This is a genomic window from Pseudomonas sp. 01L34 (assembly GCF_056400265.1).
Genome location: NZ_JBFTSX010000006.1, coordinates 173,754 through 191,418, shown reverse-complemented (window position 1 = coordinate 191,418; position 17,665 = coordinate 173,754). Strand labels below are relative to the sequence as shown.

The following is a 17,665-nucleotide window of genomic DNA, read 5'->3' as shown; positions in this document are numbered from 1 at the left end:
GTTACCACCCTCCATCCAGCCTCACCTGATTAATTGCAAATACCCGGCCACAGGCCGTTTCTTCAATTAATCAGAGGCACCCTTCAATGAATTCGATCCCCATACTTCTTGCCAGTGCATTGTGCTCACTGTGTACACCCAGTTTTGCGAACAACAGCGATTATGGCGAAGGCCTGCAGAACCTGACCCCTTCCAAAACCCTTGAAAATACCGACGGCTCCCGCGACCACTGGCAAGGTATCGGGCGCCTGGAGATCAATCACGGGAGCTGTACCGCGGCCCTTCTGGATACACGCGATGAAATAGAGTTGCCGGAAACGCCCGCTTACGTACTTACTGCGGGACACTGCATTGAATTGACCAATGGCAACATCGTGACCGACAGCCCGGTCAGCGGCACCATCACATTCAATTATTTCACCGAAACCTCCAAGTTCAAGGCCTATCCGCTGAAGACGACGATATGGCGGAGCATGCAAGGCGTTGATATGGCCATAGTTGAATTGGATGTCAGCCTTCAAAAGCTCATTGCGGATGGCATACAACCGTTGAAACTGGCGAGTGAGACACCAACGAATGGCACCGATGTCTTGATCGTGGGGGCGCCAACAGGTTTCGACCAAATCACATTGCGCATGGCGGCTTGTACTTTGCAGCCCACCCAGGACCTTGTTGAAGGTCCATGGGTGTGGCGGAACACCTTTATGACTCGCTGCAAGGACATTCGAGGCGGCAGCTCCGGAAGCCCCGTGCTGGATCGCTATTCAAACGAGATCGTAGGGGTAGTGGGAACAGGAAATTTCGAGGTTGATGTTGTCCCATGCCGCGATCATGCGCCCTGCACGCGCGTTGGAAATGACTATGTGGCGGTACACGAAAATGTGTATGGCAACCCCACGGCGCTTCTCAATGGGTGTTTCTCACAAGGCCGTATCGCTCCAAATCCGCCATCGTCCTGCCAACTCTACCCGGCTTTTACCGTTGACGATGGCGCAGCCGAGCTGGACAGATACAAGAGAGTTAAACAGCTCAATAATGGTTCCATAATCATCCCGACCTGGAACTATCGATTTTCGATCAGTACTCCCTTCTACCGTCATAAAACCGTTTCCTCCGCAATGAAATGCGAGGAAACCGAAAATTACAGCGATCCAATAAGCTCAACAGATGCACAAATCAATTCTGAGATAGGTACGAAACCTGGATTCTATTTTCTATGCATTTTAGGTCTGGAATCAGCTGAACAGCACGCCTCAAGAGGCCTCTTGAAAAACGCGTTGTCTTTACCCGTAGAGATATTGGATAACACACCAACCGCGCAGGCCAACTTGTCCTTTGAAAGCAACGTGTTTGTAACACTGGCGAAAGCAGAAGAGCCGTATCGGACCTACTCCATCAAGTTTGGTCCTGTAGAAACAACGGACTGTCATCAACCCGAAAAATACATTGAAGACATGAAAATGGACTTCTTTATTCCGAGCGAGAAACTTCCGGGAAAGCTTTGCGTCATTGCCTACGACAAATCGGGACAGGCGTCCGAACCGAGGATCGACTTACTGAGCCCGGTAACTGGAACTCATAAGGCTGCGTCATCCAACGCTCAAGTTGCCCCATAACATCGGCCCGGAGCGTTTTCTCCGGGCCGCGGGCCTTCATCGCATCACGATTCCGCGATGGGCCATGTAGGCCTTGGCTTCCTGAACGGTGTATTCGCCGAAGTGGAAAATACTCGCCGCCAATACCGCACTGGCGTGGCCTTCGAGAATACCGTCGGCCAAATGCTGCAGGTTGCCGACGCCACCTGAGGCGATCACCGGAATCCCCAGCGCATCACTGATAGCGCGGGTGACGCCCAGGTCGAAACCGTTTTTCATGCCGTCCTGGTCCATGCTGGTCAGCAGGATTTCGCCGGCACCGAGGCCTTCCATTTTCTTCGCCCACTCAACGGCGTCGAGGCCGGTTGGCTTGCGACCACCGTGGGTGAAGATTTCCCAGCGCGGGGGTTCGCCCGGGCCGGAAACTTTCTTGGCGTCGATCGCGACGACAATGCACTGCGAGCCGAAATGCTGCGCCGCTTCGCCGACGAATTCCGGGTTGAACACTGCAGCGGTGTTGATCGAGACCTTGTCCGCACCGGCGTTCAGCAGATTGCGAATGTCCTGCACGGTACGCACGCCGCCGCCCACGGTCAGCGGGATGAACACCTGGCTGGCCATGCGCTCGACGGTGTGCAGCGTGGTGTCGCGGCCGTCGACGCTGGCAGTGATATCGAGAAAGGTAATCTCGTCAGCACCCTGCTCGTCGTAGCGACGGGCGATTTCCACCGGGTCGCCGGCGTCGCGAATGTTCTCGAACTTGACGCCCTTGACCACCCGGCCGTTATCCACGTCCAGGCAAGGGATGATGCGTTTGGCCAGCGCCATGGTGAGTCCTCAGCCTTTGTACGAATCGCAGAAAGCTTGCGCTTCAGCGACATCGAGGGTGCCTTCGTAGATCGCCCGGCCGGTGATGGCGCCGATGATGCCTGGTGCCTTGGCGTCGAGCAGCGACTTGATGTCACCCAGATTGTGGATACCGCCGGATGCAATGACCGGGATCTTCGTCGCCGCAGCCAGAGCAGCGGTGTAAGAGACGTTGCAGCCCTGCATCATGCCGTCTTTGGCGATGTCGGTATAAACGATCGCGGACACGCCGTCGGCTTCGAATTGCCTGGCCAGGTCGATGACCTGCACGGTGCTGATTTCAGCCCAGCCGTCGGTGGCGACAAAACCGTCTTTGGCATCCAGACCGACGATCACTTTACCCGGGAACGCGCGGCAGGCTTCAGCAACGAAAGCCGGATCTTTCACGGCCTTGGTGCCGATGATCACGTAGCTCACACCCGCTTTCACGTAGTGTTCGATGGTTTCCAGGGAACGGATACCGCCGCCGATCTGAATCGGCAGGTTCGGGTAGCGCTTGGCGATGGCGGTGACCACTTCGCCGTTGACCGGCTGGCCTTCGAACGCACCGTTCAGGTCGACCAGATGCAGACGACGGCAACCGCCCTCCACCCACTTGGCAGCCATGCTCACCGGGTCATCGGAGAACACTGTGGAATCTTCCATGCGGCCCTGGCGCAGACGAACACAGGCACCGTCTTTGAGATCGATAGCGGGAATAATCAGCATCTGGCAAACCTTCAAATTCGAGTGTTCAGCTTCGCTCGGAAATCAGTTTTTCTCGAGCGCCCACAGGTCGCTTTCGATGCTTTCGAACCTCTCTTTGAGGTGCGTCTGCACATCGAAAATCGCCCTGTTGTAATAGTGCGGAGCAATTTCGCGGGTAAACAGCTCAAGGATTTCAGCCGCTTCGAACGAACCCAGGTCCAGTTCGAAGCGGTCCTCCATGAAGCGCTTGATCTTGTGATTGGCCTCGCTCTCCTGCTCGGGAGTGAGGGTCAGGATCGGCGGCTTCTTCCTGGCAGCCATTTACCAGCGGCCATCCCACGCGGCGAAGTTCTGCAGCAATTGCAGGCCATGGGTGTGGCTCTTCTCCGGGTGGAACTGCACGGCGAAACGCGAGCCATCGGCCAGCGCGGCGGCGAAATCGACCCCGTAATGACCGCTACCGACCACCTGCCGCGCATTGCCGGCAGCGATGTAGTAGCTGTGCACGAAGTAGAAGCGCGCCAGGTCCGGAATGTTGTGCCACAGCGGGTGAATCACCGTCTGCTTCACTTCGTTCCAGCCCATGTGCGGCACTTTCAAATGTTCGCCGTCTTCGTGCAGATCCTTGCCGAAGAACTTCACCTGGCCTGGAAACAGACCGATGCAGTCGACGCCATCGTTCTCTTCGCTGCTGTCGAGCAAGGCTTGCATGCCCACGCAAATGCCAAGGAACGGACGGTCCTGGCTGACTTCACGCACCAGCGAATCGAAGCCCAGGCGACGGATCTCCGCCATGCAATCGCGAATCGCGCCGACGCCGGGGAATACCACCCGGTCGGCTTCGCGAATCACGTCGGCATCGCTGGTGATCAAGACCTTGCCGGCGCCGACATGCTCGAGGGCCTTGGCCACCGAGTGCAGGTTGCCCATGCCGTAATCGATAACCGCGACCGTCTGCATTACAGAACGCCTTTGGTCGAAGGCATTTGCCCGGCCATGCGGTCATCCAGCTCCACGGCCATGCGCAGCGCGCGACCGAAAGCCTTGAACACGGTCTCGATCTGGTGGTGGGTGTTGTGCCCACGCAGATTATCGATGTGCAGAGTGACGTTGGCGTGGTTGACGAAGCCCTGGAAAAACTCCTGGAACAGGTCAACGTCGAAGCCGCCGACGGTAGCGCGGGTATACGGAACATGCATCTGCAGGCCAGGACGGCCGGAGAAGTCGATCACCACACGCGACAACGCTTCATCGAGCGGCACGTAGGCGTGGCCGTAGCGACGGATGCCTTTCTTGTCGCCGATGGCTTTGGTGAAGGCCTGACCCAAGGTGATACCGACGTCTTCCACCGTGTGGTGGTCGTCGATATGCAGGTCGCCCTTGCTGACAATATCCAGGTCGATCAGCCCGTGACGGGCGATCTGGTCCAGCATGTGCTCAAGAAAAGGCACACCGATATCAAATCGGGCCTTTCCGGTGCCATCCAGGTTGATCGAGGCTTTGATCTGGGTTTCCAGAGTGTCGCGCTCGACAGACGCCATACGTTCGGCCATCACCAGCTCCGCAAAAAATCATTGGGGCGAAAAAGGCAGCCATTATAGGGTCGCGGGCGCTAAACAGAAACACGGGAGGTGATATCACTGACGGAGTGAACCCCGTGCTGTCGGGGATAGACATGTCCGTACAAGCATCTCAGGACCACTGATCGCTCACACGCAAAGCGTGTGAGCGATCAGCTACAGGGGTGATGCGTCTACTTAGTGGAAGAGGACAGCCGTTTTCTGCAGCGTCACCCAAACACCCCACGCCAACGGAATCCCTACCACCAGCCACGCAGCCACCGCCAATGGTTTGGTGCCCGCATCCGCTTTCCACTCCAGCACGGTGCTGGCGTCAGCACCCTTGTCGTGGCCCAGCGCCTGTTCGGCGGCCAGTTCGGCGTCGGTCATGAAGTACTTGTCCGCCACCGGGCGCACCAGCAGGTTGCAGATGAAACCCAGCACCAGCAGGCCCGCGAGGATGTACAGAGTGATGTCGTATGCCGCGGCACGTTCGACGCCGATGCTCAGTTGATATTCACGCAGGTAGTTCACCAACACCGGCCCCAACACACCCGCCGCCGCCCAGGCTGTCAGCAGACGACCGTGGATCGCGCCGACCATTTGCGTACCGAACAAGTCCGCCAGATAGGCAGGAACAGTCGCAAAACCACCGCCGTACATCGACAGGATGATGCAGAACGCCGCCACGAACAGCGCAACGCTGCCCAGGTGACCGAGGTTCGGGATCAGCGCGTACAGGGCGAAACCCAGGGCGAAGAACACAAAATAGGTGTTTTTGCGGCCCAGGTAGTCCGAGAACGAAGCCCAGAAAAACCGGCCACCGATGTTGAACAGGCTCAGCAAGCCGGTGAAACCGGCAGCAATGGCGGCGATCGAGGCCAGTTGCGAAGCGTCCAGTTGACCGAACGTCAGGTCGTTGCCAAGCAATTTACCGGCGAACACTTCCTGCAACAGCGGCGAAGCCATGCCGAGGATGCCGATACCCGCCGAAACGTTCAGGCACAGCACCAGCCATACCAGACGGAACTGCGGGGTCTTCCACGCCACATTCACATGCACATGACGGTACGTGATCATCGCGTTCGAAGCTTTTTTCGCCGGAGCCGTCCAGCCTTCAGGCTTCCAGCCCGTTGGCGGAACGCGGTAGGACAGTGCGCCACCGATCATGAACACGAAGTAGATCGCGGCCATCACCAGGAAGCTCTGCCACACACCGACGCTGGTTGGCGAAGCAAAGTGGCCCATCAGGGCCGCAGCCAGTGGAGCGCCGACCATCGCGCCGCCGCCGAAACCCATGATTGCCATGCCGGTCGCCATGCCGCGCTTGTCCGGGAACCACTTGATCAGGGTCGAGACCGGCGAGATGTAGCCCAGCCCCAGGCCGATACCGCCAATAACCCCGGAACCGATCCACATCAGCCAAATCTGGTGGGTATAGACCCCCAGCGCCGAAATCAGCAGACCGCCACACCAGCACAGTGCCGATACAACGCCCGCCTTGCGAGGACCGGCGTGTTCGAGCCAGCCGCCCCAGATCGCTGCCGAGCAACCCAGGAAGATGAAGAACAGGGTGTAGATCCAGCCGAGCATCGAGATCGGCCAGTCGCATTGCGACGAAAAGACCTGAGCGATGAAGCTCATGTCCGGCGCGCAAGCCACGGCTTTGGTGACGCCCAGGGCCTTGGACAGTGGCAGCCAGAACACCGAAAAGCCGTAGGCCATGCCGATGCAGAGGTGGATGGCCAGAGCGGCCGGTGGTACAAGCCAACGGTTAAAACCGGGCTTGGCGATGATGCGTTCCTTGGACAGGAACGCGGGCCGGTCGGCAAAGCCGTCCGCCGTGATGCTCGTAGTCATGGTGTTTCCCCCAATTATTAGTAGGGTTCGCCAGCCGCTCCTCACCCCCAGCCTTTATGCACGCAGACATGACTGTTTTTAGGTGAAGCTTCATTTTGGTGCGACATCACGTCGCAGAAGGACGGACGAACGGGCAGAGGTTACCATTTGCACGTGACAGAAAAACCAAACTGATATCACGTTTTGTATGTCATCCGATCTCGTACCACTGGATGAACATTGTTTTCACGGGGAATGGCTCCGTTTAACTTCACAGGAATTTCCATGCCGATCATTGTCGAGCTGCTGAACCAGGTCACTTATCAGGATCAGCAAGATCTGCAGAAGATCTACCGCGATGCCCCGAGCTGGCTGTTTGCGCCGTTTACAGGGGATGCTGAGCTGATCGAAAGCTGCTTGCGGGACGGCTCGCTGGTCGCCGGACGCTTCAACGATCGGTTGCTGGGCGCAGCACGTCTGCAACGGCACCATGACACCTGGCATTTGTCCCATTTATGCGTACGAAAAATCACCCGCCGCCGTGGTGTTGCCGAGCGCCTGGTAAGCGAAGCGCAGAAAATGGCGGTGCAATCGGGCGCGACATTGCACCTGCTGGCGCCCGCCGGGCACCTAGAAGCCCAGGCGCTGGCGGCTAAGCTGAAAGTGCCGCTGGATGTGCTCCCGACATGATCGCTGACCGGGCGGCCACTTCGGGGCGCTATACTCCCCGGCTAAATTTCGAATTCGACTAATACAAGGACTCGCCCATGAAAGCGTTCGGCAAAATCCTGGGTCTGGTACTTCTCGGGCTGTTGCTGATCATTGTGGCGCTGGGCTTTGCCCTGACCCACCTCTTCGATCCCAACGACTATAAAGACGAGATTCGCCAGATTGCCCGCGACAAGGCCCACATCGAGCTGACGCTCAATGGCGATATCGGCTGGAGCCTGTTCCCCTGGCTGGGCCTGGAATTACACGAAGCCAGTGTGGCGACCCTGGCCAAGCCCACCGAGCCGTTTGCCGACCTGCAGATGCTCGGTCTGTCGGTCCGCGTGATTCCGCTGCTGCGCCGCGAAGTGCAGATGAGCGATGTGCGCGTCGAAGGCCTGAACCTGCGCCTGAACCGTGACAAGGACGGCCATGGCAACTGGGAAGACATCGGCAAGGTGCCGGCACCTGCGGCTGCGACGACCTCGACCACAACGCCCGCCACCACCGGCGAACCCGCACCAACGACCACCGCCCAGGCCGAAAAACCGGCTCAGCCGGTCCGCCTGGACATCGACAGCCTGACCGTCAACAACGCCCGCGTTGAGTACAGCGACGAAAAAACCGGCAAGCAGTTCAGCGCCGAAAGCATCCAGCTGAGTACTGGCCCGGTCCATGACTCGACCAACATCCCGGTCAAACTCACGGCGTTCCTGGGCACCAACCAACCAGTTCTGCGGGTGCGGACCGAGCTGGCTGGCGAGCTGCGCTTCGAGCGGGCGCTGCAACGCTACAAGTTCGAAGACATGAAACTCTCCGGAGAAGTCGCTGGCGATCCGCTGCAAGGCAAGACCATGACCTTCGCCGCTCAAGGTCAGTTGCTGCTGGACAAAGCCGCCAACGTCGCCGAATGGACTGGCATCAAGATCTCCGCCAACCAGTTGCGCGCTTTGGGTGAACTGAAAGCCAACGACCTCGACAAGACCCCGCAAATCAGCGGCGGCCTGTCGATTGCCCAATTCGACCTGGCGAAATTCGTCGACAGCATCGGCCAGAAACTCCCGGCAATGGCCGAAGGTAGCCTGAGCAAAGTTGAACTGGTCAGCCAGGTTGCCGGCACGCCAACCAGCCTGTCGCTCGATAACATCAACCTGAAACTTGACGACAGCAACTTCAGCGGCCGCATCGCCATCGAAGACTTCGCCAAGCAATCGCTGCGGGCAACCCTCAAGGCTGACACCTTCAACGTCGACCGTTACCTGCCGCCGAAATCCGCCGAAGCCAACAGCGCAACTCAGGTACGCAAGGCCGAAGTGGCCAGCACCGAAGCCGATGCCCTGGCCGGCCCTGGCAGCACACCGCTGCCGCCATCACCGACCAAAGGCCCGTGGAGCAGCGACCGCTTGTTCCCGGTGGAGCGCCTGAGCAAACTCGACGTGGACGCCGACCTGACCTTCGGCCAACTGACCCTCGACAAACTGCCGATCCAGAACGCGGTACTCAAGGCCAACGGCCAGGGCGGCCTGCTGACCCTGGAGAACCTGCGCGGCGATCTGTACGACGGTAACTTCGAAGCCAAGGGCACCCTGGATGTGCGCCAGCAAGTGCCAGCGCTGAACATACAGACGCGCATCAACAACGTGCCGGTGGAGAAAATCCTCGAGGGCCAGGGGAAAAATCCACCGGTCAAAGGCCAGGTCACGCTCAACAGCACCCTGACCGGCAGTGGCAATAGCGAGAGCGCGCTGATCGACAGTCTCAACGGCAACGCCAGCTTCGTCATCAATAACGGCATGCTGCTCAATGCCAACCTTGAGCAACAACTGTGCAAAGGCATCGCCACCCTGAATCGCAAAACCCTCAGTGGCGAACCACGGGGCAAGGACACGCCCTTCGAGGAGCTCAAGGGCAACCTGACTTTGCGCAACGGCGTGGCCAATAACCCGGACCTGAAAGTGCGCGTCCCAGGCATGACCGTGAACGGTAACGGCGACATCGACCTGCGGGTGCTGGGCATGGATTACCGCCTGGGCATCATCGTCGAAGGCGACAAGAGCGACATGCCGGACCCGGCCTGTCAGGTCGGCGAGAAATACGTCGGCATTGAATGGCCGCTGCGCTGCCGTGGCCCGCTGGAGCTGGGCGCCAAGGCTTGCCGCCTCGACAGCGAACGCATGAGCCAGGTCGCCAGCAAGCTGGCCGGCGAGCGCATCAGCGAAAAAATCGACGAGAAGCTTGGCGATAAAGTCAGCCCGGAACTGAAAAACGCGCTCAAGGGGCTGTTCAAGCGATGAGAGCCGAGCAGTTTTCAACGGCCGTACTGGACTGGTACGACCGCCACGGTCGCCATGACTTGCCGTGGCAACAGGGCATCACCCCTTACCGGGTGTGGGTCTCGGAAATCATGTTGCAGCAGACCCAGGTCAGCACGGTGCTGAACTACTTTGACCGGTTCATGGCCTCGTTGCCAACCGTCGAAGCCCTGGCCGCCGCGCCGGAAGACGAAGTGCTGCACCTGTGGACCGGCCTCGGTTATTACACCCGGGCGCGCAACCTGCAAAAGACCGCGAAGATTGTGGTCGCCGAATATGGCGGCGAGTTTCCCCGTGATGTGGAAAAACTCACCGAGCTGCCGGGTATCGGTCTGTCCACCGCCGGGGCGATTGCCAGCCTGAGCATGGGCATCCGCGCGCCGATCCTCGACGGCAACGTCAAACGGGTGCTGGCGCGTTTTACCGCGCAAGAGGGTTATCCCGGCGAGCCGAAGGTCGCCAAACAGCTGTGGGCGAACGCTGAGCGCTTCACGCCGCATGATCGGGTCAATGCCTACACCCAGGCGATGATGGATCTGGGCGCCACGCTCTGCACCCGCAGCAAGCCGAGCTGCCTGCTCTGCCCACTGAAAAAGGGCTGCGAAGCACACATGCTCGGCCTGGAAACCCGCTACCCGATCCCCAAGCCACGCAAAGCGGTGCCACAGAAGCGCACGCTGATGCCGATGCTCGCCAACGGCGACGGCGCGATTCTGCTTTACCGACGCCCTTCCACGGGCCTGTGGGGCGGTCTCTGGAGCCTGCCGGAACTCGATGACCTCGACGACCTGCAACATCTGGCTTCGCAGCACTCGCTGGAACTGGGCAGCCAGCAGGCACTGCCGAGCCTGGTGCACACCTTCAGTCACTTTCAATTATCCATCGAACCCTGGCTGGTGCAGGTCCAGGAGGCCGGCCATCACGTGGCCGAGGCCGACTGGCTCTGGTATAACCTCGCCACCCCGCCGCGCCTGGGCCTTGCCGCCCCGGTCAAAACCTTGCTCGAGCGCGCGGCCGCCGTATTGAACGCAGGAGAGTCGTCATGACCCGCACCATCATGTGCCGCAAGTACAAAGAAGAACTGCCCGCCCTGGAGCGCGCTCCATTCCCGGGTGCAAAAGGTCAGGACATTTTTGACCACGTCTCGGCCAAGGCCTGGGCCGACTGGCAGAAACACCAGACCCTGCTGATCAACGAAAAACGCCTGAACATGATGAACGCCGAAGACCGCAAATACCTTCAGGGTGAGATGGACAAATACTTTTCCGGCGAGGAATACGCCAAGGCTGAAGGCTACGTTCCACCTGCTCAATAATTGATCAAAATTCGGGGTCGGCACGTAAGCGACGGTAATAATTAAATATTTTTTGAAAACTTGCTTGACGACCCCCTGAAAAACCCGTTTAATGCGCCCCGTTGCCCAGATAGCTCAGTCGGTAGAGCAGGGGATTGAAAATCCCCGTGTCGGCGGTTCGATTCCGTCTCTGGGCACCAAATACCGAAAACCCTGAATCGCAAGATTCAGGGTTTTTTTATGCCTGCGATTTAATCGGACATCACGCAAGCCACCTCTCCTGACTAGTTTTGACCGCCCCAGTGGAAAACCAGATTGCGAGCGGCACCACTGCCTACATCCGCTGTATCACGCCGCACCTCACCTTTATGCGTGGCGATAACGGTGTACTTGCCGGCAGGCAGCTGAACGTAAACCAACGGTCCAGCCTCACTCAGTGTCAGCACGGTCTGCCCTGCGGCTTTCTGAATAACCAGATCCACATCGGGAACGTATTCGTCCTGAGGCCCGGTGGAGAATGTCATGTGCAGGTTGTAGCCCTTGGTTTGCTGAATGGCTTTAGCCTCGTCCTCTCCAACCCCCCCGGACAGGTAGGTAATCCCGTTTTGTTGTTGCTGCTGGACTTGCACGGCCGAGCTGTCAATTGGCTCAAGGCTGGCGGCGTTAAGCGCGATTGGCAACAGCAGTACGCCGACAGCGGCGATGGGCAGCATGAATGAATGGACGTACTTCATGATGGCGACTCCCGGGTTACGTAGAACCCACTCGTTACTCCTTTTAGATTTATCGCCGAATACTCAAGTTTTAGATCGATTCGGAATTGGGTTCACTGCGAATCGGACTACACGATTTGCTCCTCAAGTACGAGCTGTAGTCGGTGGTGTCCTGCAAGACGAATCCGGTAATTCCTTCCGACTTATCAGCAGCGCCCGGCATCGTCGACTATCGCTCTCCTGCCATCCTCTTGCGTCTGTTTCCAGCTGCGGAAGATGTCATGAGCCACCTCGAACCCGATAACACTCAAGAACCAAAAATGGCTTCACTGCTCGGCAGTCTGGGCGAGCTGATCCGTGAAGCGCGCCAAAAGGTGCTGCGCGCGGTCGATACCGTTCAGGTGCAAACCTGCTGGCAGATCGGCCGGCATATCGTGGAGTTCGAGCAGGAGGGGGCTCGGAGGGCGACTTATGGCAAGCAGCTGCTGTCGACACTGGCGCATACACTGACAGCGGAGTTTGGGAAAGGCTTCGACGCCTCTAATCTCCGTTACATGCGCCAGTTCTATCAAGCATTCCCGATTCGTGACGCGCTGCGTCACGAATTGAGCTGGACCCACTACCGCAGGCTGCTGCGAGTCGACAACGACAACGCTCGCCACTGGTACATGAACGAATCAGCGCTCCAGAACTGGTCAAGTCGCGCCCTCGAGCGTCAGATCAACACCCTCTACTACGAGCGCCTGCTGGCGAGTCGCGACCGGTCTCCCGTCAAACAGGAAGCCGCCATCAACATCCAGCAAATGAACGCCAGCCCTCGGGATTTCATCCGGGATCCGGTGCTGCTCGAGTTTCTCGGCCTGCCCAATGCAGGCCGGGTTCAGGAAAGCGATCTTGAGCAAGCACTGATCGATCAACTCCAGGGTTTTCTGCTCGAACTGGGCAAAGGCTTCGCCTTCATCGCTCGCCAGCAACGTATCAGTACCGACAGCAGAGACTTCTACATCGACCTGGTGTTCTACAACTACCTGCTCAAGTGCTTCGTCATCTTCGACCTCAAGCGCGGCGTACTGACTCACCAGGATGTCGGCCAGATGGACATGTATGTACGCATGTACGACGACCTCAAGCGCGGACCGGAGGATGGCCCCACCGTCGGCCTCATTCTCTGCGCGCAAAAAGATGAATCGGTGGTGCGCTATTCAGTGCTGCAAGGCAACGAACAACTGTTCGCAAGTACCTACAGACTGGTGCTGCCGAGTGAGGAGGAACTTCGCACAGAACTGGATCGGGAATGGGCGGTGCTTGAGGAGCGGTTACTCAAACGCCCCCGATAAGCGCGGGCAGATTGTTCATAAACGGCATGACGACTATGGTGAGTAACTGGTCGCAAAGGTTCAAAGCCGATGAACTTACAGGACATACCCTCACTGGCCCCGACGCAACTCGAGTTGCCGTTACCCACCCGCACACCCGGCGAATCCTTCAGGGAGCCCGCCGCCGATGGCTTCCTCCTTGGCGGCTTCACCTGGCGACACCCCCATCAAGACCCAACTCGCCCGGTGGTTATCGTCAACGCTGCCACCTCTGTCCGTTGCCGACACTATTCGCGCTTCGCCGATTACCTGTTCGCCAACGGCTTTGACGTGATCACTTATGACTACCGAGGCATCGGCGAGTCGCGTCCCGCATCGTTGAAAGGGCTCGAGGCCTCATGGTCCGACTGGGGCGCGCTGGATTTCGAGGCGATGCTGCAAAGAGCGCAACGCGAGTTTGCAGGACAACCCATCAATGTCGTCGGCCACAGCTTCGGCGGCTGTGCTGCGGGGCTGGGGGCCTCCGGGCATTTGATCCGACGCCTGGTGACAGTGGGCGCGCAGTTCGCTTACTGGCGCGACTATGCCCCTGCCCATCGCTGGCGGATGTTCGCCAAGTGGCACGTGGTGATGCCGTTGATGACGATGCTTTGCGGCTACTTCCCCGGCAAACGCCTGGGTTGGCTCGAAGACACCCCCGCCGGCGTGGTTCGCGACTGGAGCACGCCCAGCAACCGATATGAGAAACGCCCCAGCGGTCGCCTCATCCACGCCAGAACCGGTCGACTGCCCTTCGCCAACGTCAGCGCACAAACCCTGGCCATCAGCCTCAGCGACGATCCCTACGGCACGATTCCAGCCATAGAACGCCTGCTTGGCTACTTCACCGGCAGTACAAATACCCACCTGAGAATCACACCTGAGGACATCGGCGAAGAAGAAGTCGGACATTTCGCCTTTTTTCGCAGCGCATACCAAGCCACACTATGGCCCATTGCATTGTCCTGGCTGCAGACCGGCGAGCTGGCCCCCGATACACCCGGGCGGCGAGTGCCACGCAACTGATTGATGCACCCTCTCAACGAAATACGGAACGACGCCCATGGCCTCCGCCAACAAGCAGAACAAACGCGCCTCCCGCGCCAAAGCCAAGGCCAAGCAGAACCGCACCCAGCGGGCCGCCGCGCCGGTCGAGCTGGACCCGAACGACGATCGCATCGACTTCGAATCGGTGGACCTGACCGAACTGTTCAAAAAAATGATCGACGCCGAAAAGTCCAGTCAGCAGGCCATGTGCACAGCCTTCCTTGAAGACCCGTTGCTGGAGTTGGTGTACGAACAGGAAGGCGAAGAAGGCGCGATGGACTTCATCCTCGCGGCGCTGATCGAATACCGCCAATGGTCCACCGAGACCGACGAAGCCGGCGCCCTGGCGTGGATCGAATCCCCAGCCTTCCAGGCTGATTACGTGGCGGCGTCCGACGCCATCGCGGCCCAAACCCAACAGAAAACCCACTGAGTTCCCATGGCATCCCTGAATAAGCAACAGAAACGCGCCAAACGCGCAAAGGCCAAAGCCAAACAGATCCGCATGGTCGGCAGAAAGCCTGCCGACCTGAACGATGACCAGGGTGAGATCGGCGAGCCGATCCCGGAATACACCCTGGCGATGTTCAGCAAAATGCGTGACGCCGAAGCCACCAGCCGCAACGACATGCTGCTGACCCTGCTGTCGAACCTCGCCGGGATCATCAGCGACCATCCAGAACTGCTGGACATGGAAAACGCCGACAACGAAGCCATGGCCGCCACGCACCTGGCCGCCGACATGCTGATCGACTACCGCATGTGGGCCGATGGCATGGACCGCGATACCGCCCAGGCCTGGCTGACCGATCCGCAATTCATCACTGACTTTGGCGATGCGCTGGACAGTTATCGTCAGTCGCTGGATGCGCAGGAAGAAAAGGGCGAGTAGACACGCCTCCTCTTCAGAACTGAAAACGGCCGCGTGTCATCACTGACAGCGGCCGTTTTGCGTTACGCAGTACGGATCAGCTCAGCACCACAGCGCCCAGTTTCTGCAGCTTGCGACGACGCGCCACAAACAAACCGGCAGCCACCACCAACACGCTCAGCAAGCCAGTCGCGAGGATCTCCACGCGATGCGCTTCCTGGAACAGCATGATGGTCAGGGCGGCGATGATGAATACGATCACCGCGTAGGTCAGACCCGGGAACAGCCACATGCTGAAGGCGATTTTTTCACCGCGAGCCATGCGCTGTTTGCGCATACGCAGTTGCGAAAATGCAATCACCAGGTACACCAGCAACGCGATGGCGCCAGAGCTGGCCAGCAGGAATTCGAACACGGCAGCCGGGGCCACGTAGTTGGCGAAGACTGCAAGGAATGCCGCAGCGGTCGACAGCATCACGGCCCAGTAAGGTGTGCCGCTGCTATTGGTGCGCTGGGAAACGGCCGGCGCGTCGCCGCGTTTGCCCAGCGAGAACATCATCCGCGAAGCGGTGTAGAGCGCGGAGTTCAGGCAGCTGGTGACCGCAACCAGAACCACGATATCAACGATCAGCTTGGCATTCGGGATCCCCATGCGCTCCAGCACGGTCTGGTAGGAACCGACGCTGGCCAGAATCGGGTCGTTCCACGGCACCAAGGCCACAACGATGAAAATGGAGACGAGGTAGAACAAGCCAATCCGCCAGATGACCGAGTTGGTGGCCTTGGAGATCTGCTGGCCAGGGTTCTTCGATTCCGCGGCCGCGATGGTCACGATCTCGGTGCCCATGAAGGAAAACATGGTGGTCAGAATGGCGCCGAGCACCGCGCCCATGCCGTTTGGCAGGAAGCCTTGAGTGTCAAACAAGTGCGACACGCCGCTGACCTGGCTGGTGGGCAGGAGGCCGAAGATCGCCAGAATGCCCAGACCGATAAAGCCGATGATCGCCACGACTTTGACCAGGGCGAACCAGAACTCGAACTCGCCATAGTTCTTCACGCTGAACAGGTTGGTCACCGTCAGCAGTAACGTGATGACCAAGGTGAAGGCCCAGATCGCCACGTTCGGGAACCAGGCATGCAGAATGGTCGCCGCAGCGTTAGCTTCCAGCGGGATGACCAAAACCCAGAACCACCAGTAGAGCCAACCGATGGTGAAACCGGCCCAGTGACCGATCGCACGATCGGCATACGTCGAGAAGGAGCCTGTATCTGGCGATGCAACGGCCATCTCGCCGAGCATGCGCATGACCAGAACCACCAGCGCACCGGCGGCAGCGTAGGCCAACAACACGGCCGGGCCTGCAGCGGCGATGGCGTGGCCGGAGCCGACGAACAGGCCGGCACCGATAACCCCGGCGATCGACAGCATGGTCACATGACGCGGTTTGAGCCCCTGTTCAAGGCCATTGGAGCTTGGGGAACTGCTCATTAAAACTACCTTTGTAAGGAAAAGCGGAAGCGTGCATCCCGTTTGGCGTTCCTTCTCGTAAAAAGAAACCAACAGGGCGTTTCGTATTCTGCACGCAATAATTGCGCCAAAATGTTGCAAGCTCCTCAACCTCGGGGCTCTCAGCCTGACCAAGCAGTTATCGCAAGTCATTGAGATTAATGGCAATCCGCCAGAACGTTACCTGGCGACCCACTTTAATAACGAAACATCGCACCAGAAACACACCCCGGAATCACCCCTCGCATAATAAAAGTGCAGATCAGGAACGTTTGGCCGGTTAGCGCTTCCAACACCCCGCCAAAGCTGGCAACATCGCGCCTTTTTTTACGGGACAGCCGGACCACATCGGGTTCAAACGGCTGTTCGGTTGATAGCAGCGCGACAGTCTGCTGTACCGATGCGACAACCTGCCACACGCCATCCGTTTACCGTCCCGAGCGCTGTTGGCTGCCATTCGAACGCTATGCTAGCTTGGCCGCCTCGCCAGGAAGGCGACCAACAGCAGGAGCGCAACACACTATGAGGAACGCACATGGCTGAGGCCACGCCCGCGCTTGAAATCCGCAACTTGCACAAACGCTACGGACAGCTTGAGGTGCTCAAAGGCATCTCGCTGACCGCCCGCGACGGCGACGTGATCTCGATCCTGGGCTCCTCCGGTTCCGGCAAGTCCACGTTCCTGCGTTGCATCAACTTGCTGGAAAACCCGCACCAGGGCCAGATCCTGGTGGCCGGTGAAGAACTCAAGCTCAAGTCCGCCAAGAACGGCGAACTGGTCGCTGCCGACGGCAAACAGATCAATCGCCTGCGCAGCGAGATCGGTTTTGTGTTTCAAAACTTTAATCTCTGGCCGCACATGACCGTGCTCGACAACATCATCGAGGCCCCGCGCCGCGTACTCGGCCAGAGCAAGGCCGAGGCCATCGAAGTCGCCGAAGCCCTGCTGGCCAAGGTCGGCATCGCTGACAAGCGCCACGCCTACCCCGCGCAACTCTCCGGCGGCCAGCAGCAACGCGCGGCCATCGCCCGTACCCTGGCGATGCAGCCCAAGGTGATCCTGTTCGACGAACCCACCTCCGCCCTTGACCCGGAAATGGTCCAGGAAGTACTTAATGTCATCCGCGCATTGGCCGAAGAAGGCCGCACCATGCTGCTCGTGACCCATGAAATGGGCTTCGCCCGTCAGGTTTCCAGCGAAGTGGTGTTCCTCCACCAAGGCTTGGTAGAAGAACAAGGATCGCCGCAGCAGGTGTTCGAAAACCCGCTTTCGGCGCGCTGCAAACAATTCATGTCCAGCAACCGCTAACG

At 58.9% G+C, this 17,665-nt stretch carries 18 protein-coding genes and 1 tRNA gene; 11 read left to right on the top strand and 8 right to left on the bottom strand.

Annotated features, from left to right (window positions below; all coding sequences use genetic code 11):
- The first annotated feature begins 86 nt into the window (after positions 1–86).
- The gene (locus AC1DQM_RS19925; RefSeq protein WP_477746732.1) at positions 87–1,616 is read left to right on the top strand and encodes a trypsin-like serine peptidase; all 1,530 of its coding nucleotides are present in this window, start codon (positions 87–89) and stop codon (positions 1,614–1,616) included.
- A 36-nt stretch (positions 1,617–1,652) separates the two neighbouring features.
- On the opposite strand, the gene hisF is transcribed toward AC1DQM_RS19925, so the two are convergent.
- From hisF to AC1DQM_RS19895, 6 genes are all read right to left on the bottom strand, one after another.
- Positions 1,653–2,423 carry an imidazole glycerol phosphate synthase subunit HisF gene (gene hisF, locus AC1DQM_RS19920; RefSeq protein WP_018929212.1) on the bottom strand — a complete coding sequence of 257 codons (771 nt, stop codon included), beginning with the start codon at positions 2,421–2,423 and terminating at the stop codon, positions 1,653–1,655.
- 9 nt (positions 2,424–2,432) lie between these two features.
- Positions 2,433–3,170, bottom strand: a complete 738-nt coding sequence (gene hisA, locus AC1DQM_RS19915) for a 1-(5-phosphoribosyl)-5-[(5-phosphoribosylamino)methylideneamino]imidazole-4-carboxamide isomerase (protein WP_007939449.1) — start codon at positions 3,168–3,170, stop codon at positions 2,433–2,435.
- Between the two features lie 42 nt (positions 3,171–3,212).
- Positions 3,213–3,470 carry a DUF2164 domain-containing protein gene (locus AC1DQM_RS19910; RefSeq protein WP_477744125.1) on the bottom strand — a complete coding sequence of 86 codons (258 nt, stop codon included), beginning with the start codon at positions 3,468–3,470 and terminating at the stop codon, positions 3,213–3,215.
- Positions 3,471–4,109, bottom strand: coding sequence for an imidazole glycerol phosphate synthase subunit HisH (gene hisH / locus AC1DQM_RS19905; RefSeq protein WP_018929214.1), 639 nt, complete (start codon positions 4,107–4,109; stop codon positions 3,471–3,473). It abuts the gene before it with no gap.
- A complete protein-coding gene (gene hisB, locus AC1DQM_RS19900) occupies positions 4,109–4,702 on the bottom strand; it encodes an imidazoleglycerol-phosphate dehydratase HisB (RefSeq protein WP_007939452.1) in 594 nt (197 codons plus the stop codon). The genes hisH and hisB overlap by 1 nt, the downstream gene beginning before the upstream one ends.
- A gap of 204 nt (positions 4,703–4,906) precedes the next feature.
- Positions 4,907–6,568 carry an OFA family MFS transporter gene (locus AC1DQM_RS19895; RefSeq protein WP_477746731.1) on the bottom strand — a complete coding sequence of 554 codons (1,662 nt, stop codon included), beginning with the start codon at positions 6,566–6,568 and terminating at the stop codon, positions 4,907–4,909.
- A gap of 264 nt (positions 6,569–6,832) precedes the next feature.
- Between AC1DQM_RS19895 and AC1DQM_RS19890 the strand changes: the two genes are divergently transcribed.
- The 5 genes from AC1DQM_RS19890 (at position 6,833) to AC1DQM_RS19870 (ending at position 11,061) form a co-directional block, all read left to right on the top strand.
- Positions 6,833–7,237 (top strand): acetyl-CoA sensor PanZ family protein, encoded by a 405-nt coding sequence (locus AC1DQM_RS19890; protein WP_018929216.1) that lies wholly within the window; start codon positions 6,833–6,835, stop codon positions 7,235–7,237.
- Between the two features lie 77 nt (positions 7,238–7,314).
- Entirely contained in the window at positions 7,315–9,549 is a 2,235-nt protein-coding gene (locus tag AC1DQM_RS19885) for an AsmA family protein (protein WP_086944141.1), read from the top strand.
- Positions 9,546–10,613 carry an A/G-specific adenine glycosylase gene (mutY, locus tag AC1DQM_RS19880; RefSeq protein WP_111453941.1) on the top strand — a complete coding sequence of 356 codons (1,068 nt, stop codon included), beginning with the start codon at positions 9,546–9,548 and terminating at the stop codon, positions 10,611–10,613. The genes AC1DQM_RS19885 and mutY overlap by 4 nt, the downstream gene beginning before the upstream one ends.
- Complete coding sequence (locus AC1DQM_RS19875; protein WP_018929219.1) at positions 10,610–10,882, top strand: oxidative damage protection protein; 273 nt, start codon at positions 10,610–10,612, stop codon at positions 10,880–10,882. Before mutY ends, AC1DQM_RS19875 begins: the two co-directional genes overlap by 4 nt.
- A gap of 103 nt (positions 10,883–10,985) precedes the next feature.
- Positions 10,986–11,061 (top strand) — tRNA-Phe (locus tag AC1DQM_RS19870).
- An 84-nt stretch (positions 11,062–11,145) separates the two neighbouring features.
- On the opposite strand, the gene AC1DQM_RS19865 is transcribed toward AC1DQM_RS19870, so the two are convergent.
- Entirely contained in the window at positions 11,146–11,595 is a 450-nt protein-coding gene (locus AC1DQM_RS19865) for a hypothetical protein (protein ID WP_018929220.1), read from the bottom strand.
- Positions 11,596–11,855: 260 nt separating this feature from the next.
- Here AC1DQM_RS19865 and AC1DQM_RS19860 point away from each other — a divergent pair, with 260 nt between their 5' ends.
- The 4 genes from AC1DQM_RS19860 (at position 11,856) to AC1DQM_RS19845 (ending at position 14,868) form a co-directional block, all read left to right on the top strand.
- The gene (locus AC1DQM_RS19860) at positions 11,856–12,911 is read left to right on the top strand and encodes a PDDEXK nuclease domain-containing protein (RefSeq protein ID WP_477746730.1); all 1,056 of its coding nucleotides are present in this window, start codon (positions 11,856–11,858) and stop codon (positions 12,909–12,911) included.
- A 69-nt stretch (positions 12,912–12,980) separates the two neighbouring features.
- Positions 12,981–13,955, top strand: a complete 975-nt coding sequence (locus AC1DQM_RS19855; RefSeq protein ID WP_477746729.1) for an alpha/beta hydrolase family protein — start codon at positions 12,981–12,983, stop codon at positions 13,953–13,955.
- 37 nt (positions 13,956–13,992) lie between these two features.
- Positions 13,993–14,409 (top strand): hypothetical protein, encoded by a 417-nt coding sequence (locus AC1DQM_RS19850; protein ID WP_019581792.1) that lies wholly within the window; start codon positions 13,993–13,995, stop codon positions 14,407–14,409.
- A gap of 6 nt (positions 14,410–14,415) precedes the next feature.
- Positions 14,416–14,868 carry a hypothetical protein gene (locus AC1DQM_RS19845; RefSeq protein ID WP_477746728.1) on the top strand — a complete coding sequence of 151 codons (453 nt, stop codon included), beginning with the start codon at positions 14,416–14,418 and terminating at the stop codon, positions 14,866–14,868.
- A 76-nt stretch (positions 14,869–14,944) separates the two neighbouring features.
- Here AC1DQM_RS19845 and gabP read toward each other — a convergent pair whose 3' ends face one another.
- Complete coding sequence (gene gabP / locus AC1DQM_RS19840; RefSeq protein WP_138866647.1) at positions 14,945–16,336, bottom strand: GABA permease; 1,392 nt, start codon at positions 16,334–16,336, stop codon at positions 14,945–14,947.
- Between the two features lie 553 nt (positions 16,337–16,889).
- On the opposite strand from gabP, the gene AC1DQM_RS19835 reads away from it, so the two are divergent.
- The gene (locus AC1DQM_RS19835) at positions 16,890–17,663 is read left to right on the top strand and encodes an ABC transporter ATP-binding protein (RefSeq protein WP_018929226.1); all 774 of its coding nucleotides are present in this window, start codon (positions 16,890–16,892) and stop codon (positions 17,661–17,663) included.
- Positions 17,664–17,665 lie beyond the last annotated feature (2 nt).

Coding starts and splice junctions, on each gene's coding strand:
- AC1DQM_RS19925 (WP_477746732.1), top strand. CDS start 87: ATGAATTCGATCCCCATACTTCTTGCCAGTGCATTGTGCTCACTGTGT.
- hisF (WP_018929212.1), bottom strand. CDS start 2,423: ATGGCGCTGGCCAAACGCATCATCCCTTGCCTGGACGTGGATAACGGC.
- hisA (WP_007939449.1), bottom strand. CDS start 3,170: ATGCTGATTATTCCCGCTATCGATCTCAAAGACGGTGCCTGTGTTCGT.
- AC1DQM_RS19910 (WP_477744125.1), bottom strand. CDS start 3,470: ATGGCTGCCAGGAAGAAGCCGCCGATCCTGACCCTCACTCCCGAGCAG.
- hisH (WP_018929214.1), bottom strand. CDS start 4,109: ATGCAGACGGTCGCGGTTATCGATTACGGCATGGGCAACCTGCACTCG.
- hisB (WP_007939452.1), bottom strand. CDS start 4,702: ATGGCCGAACGTATGGCGTCTGTCGAGCGCGACACTCTGGAAACCCAG.
- AC1DQM_RS19895 (WP_477746731.1), bottom strand. CDS start 6,568: ATGACTACGAGCATCACGGCGGACGGCTTTGCCGACCGGCCCGCGTTC.
- AC1DQM_RS19890 (WP_018929216.1), top strand. CDS start 6,833: ATGCCGATCATTGTCGAGCTGCTGAACCAGGTCACTTATCAGGATCAG.
- AC1DQM_RS19885 (WP_086944141.1), top strand. CDS start 7,315: ATGAAAGCGTTCGGCAAAATCCTGGGTCTGGTACTTCTCGGGCTGTTG.
- mutY (WP_111453941.1), top strand. CDS start 9,546: ATGAGAGCCGAGCAGTTTTCAACGGCCGTACTGGACTGGTACGACCGC.
- AC1DQM_RS19875 (WP_018929219.1), top strand. CDS start 10,610: ATGACCCGCACCATCATGTGCCGCAAGTACAAAGAAGAACTGCCCGCC.
- AC1DQM_RS19865 (WP_018929220.1), bottom strand. CDS start 11,595: ATGAAGTACGTCCATTCATTCATGCTGCCCATCGCCGCTGTCGGCGTA.
- AC1DQM_RS19860 (WP_477746730.1), top strand. CDS start 11,856: ATGAGCCACCTCGAACCCGATAACACTCAAGAACCAAAAATGGCTTCA.
- AC1DQM_RS19855 (WP_477746729.1), top strand. CDS start 12,981: ATGAACTTACAGGACATACCCTCACTGGCCCCGACGCAACTCGAGTTG.
- AC1DQM_RS19850 (WP_019581792.1), top strand. CDS start 13,993: ATGGCCTCCGCCAACAAGCAGAACAAACGCGCCTCCCGCGCCAAAGCC.
- AC1DQM_RS19845 (WP_477746728.1), top strand. CDS start 14,416: ATGGCATCCCTGAATAAGCAACAGAAACGCGCCAAACGCGCAAAGGCC.
- gabP (WP_138866647.1), bottom strand. CDS start 16,336: ATGAGCAGTTCCCCAAGCTCCAATGGCCTTGAACAGGGGCTCAAACCG.
- AC1DQM_RS19835 (WP_018929226.1), top strand. CDS start 16,890: ATGGCTGAGGCCACGCCCGCGCTTGAAATCCGCAACTTGCACAAACGC.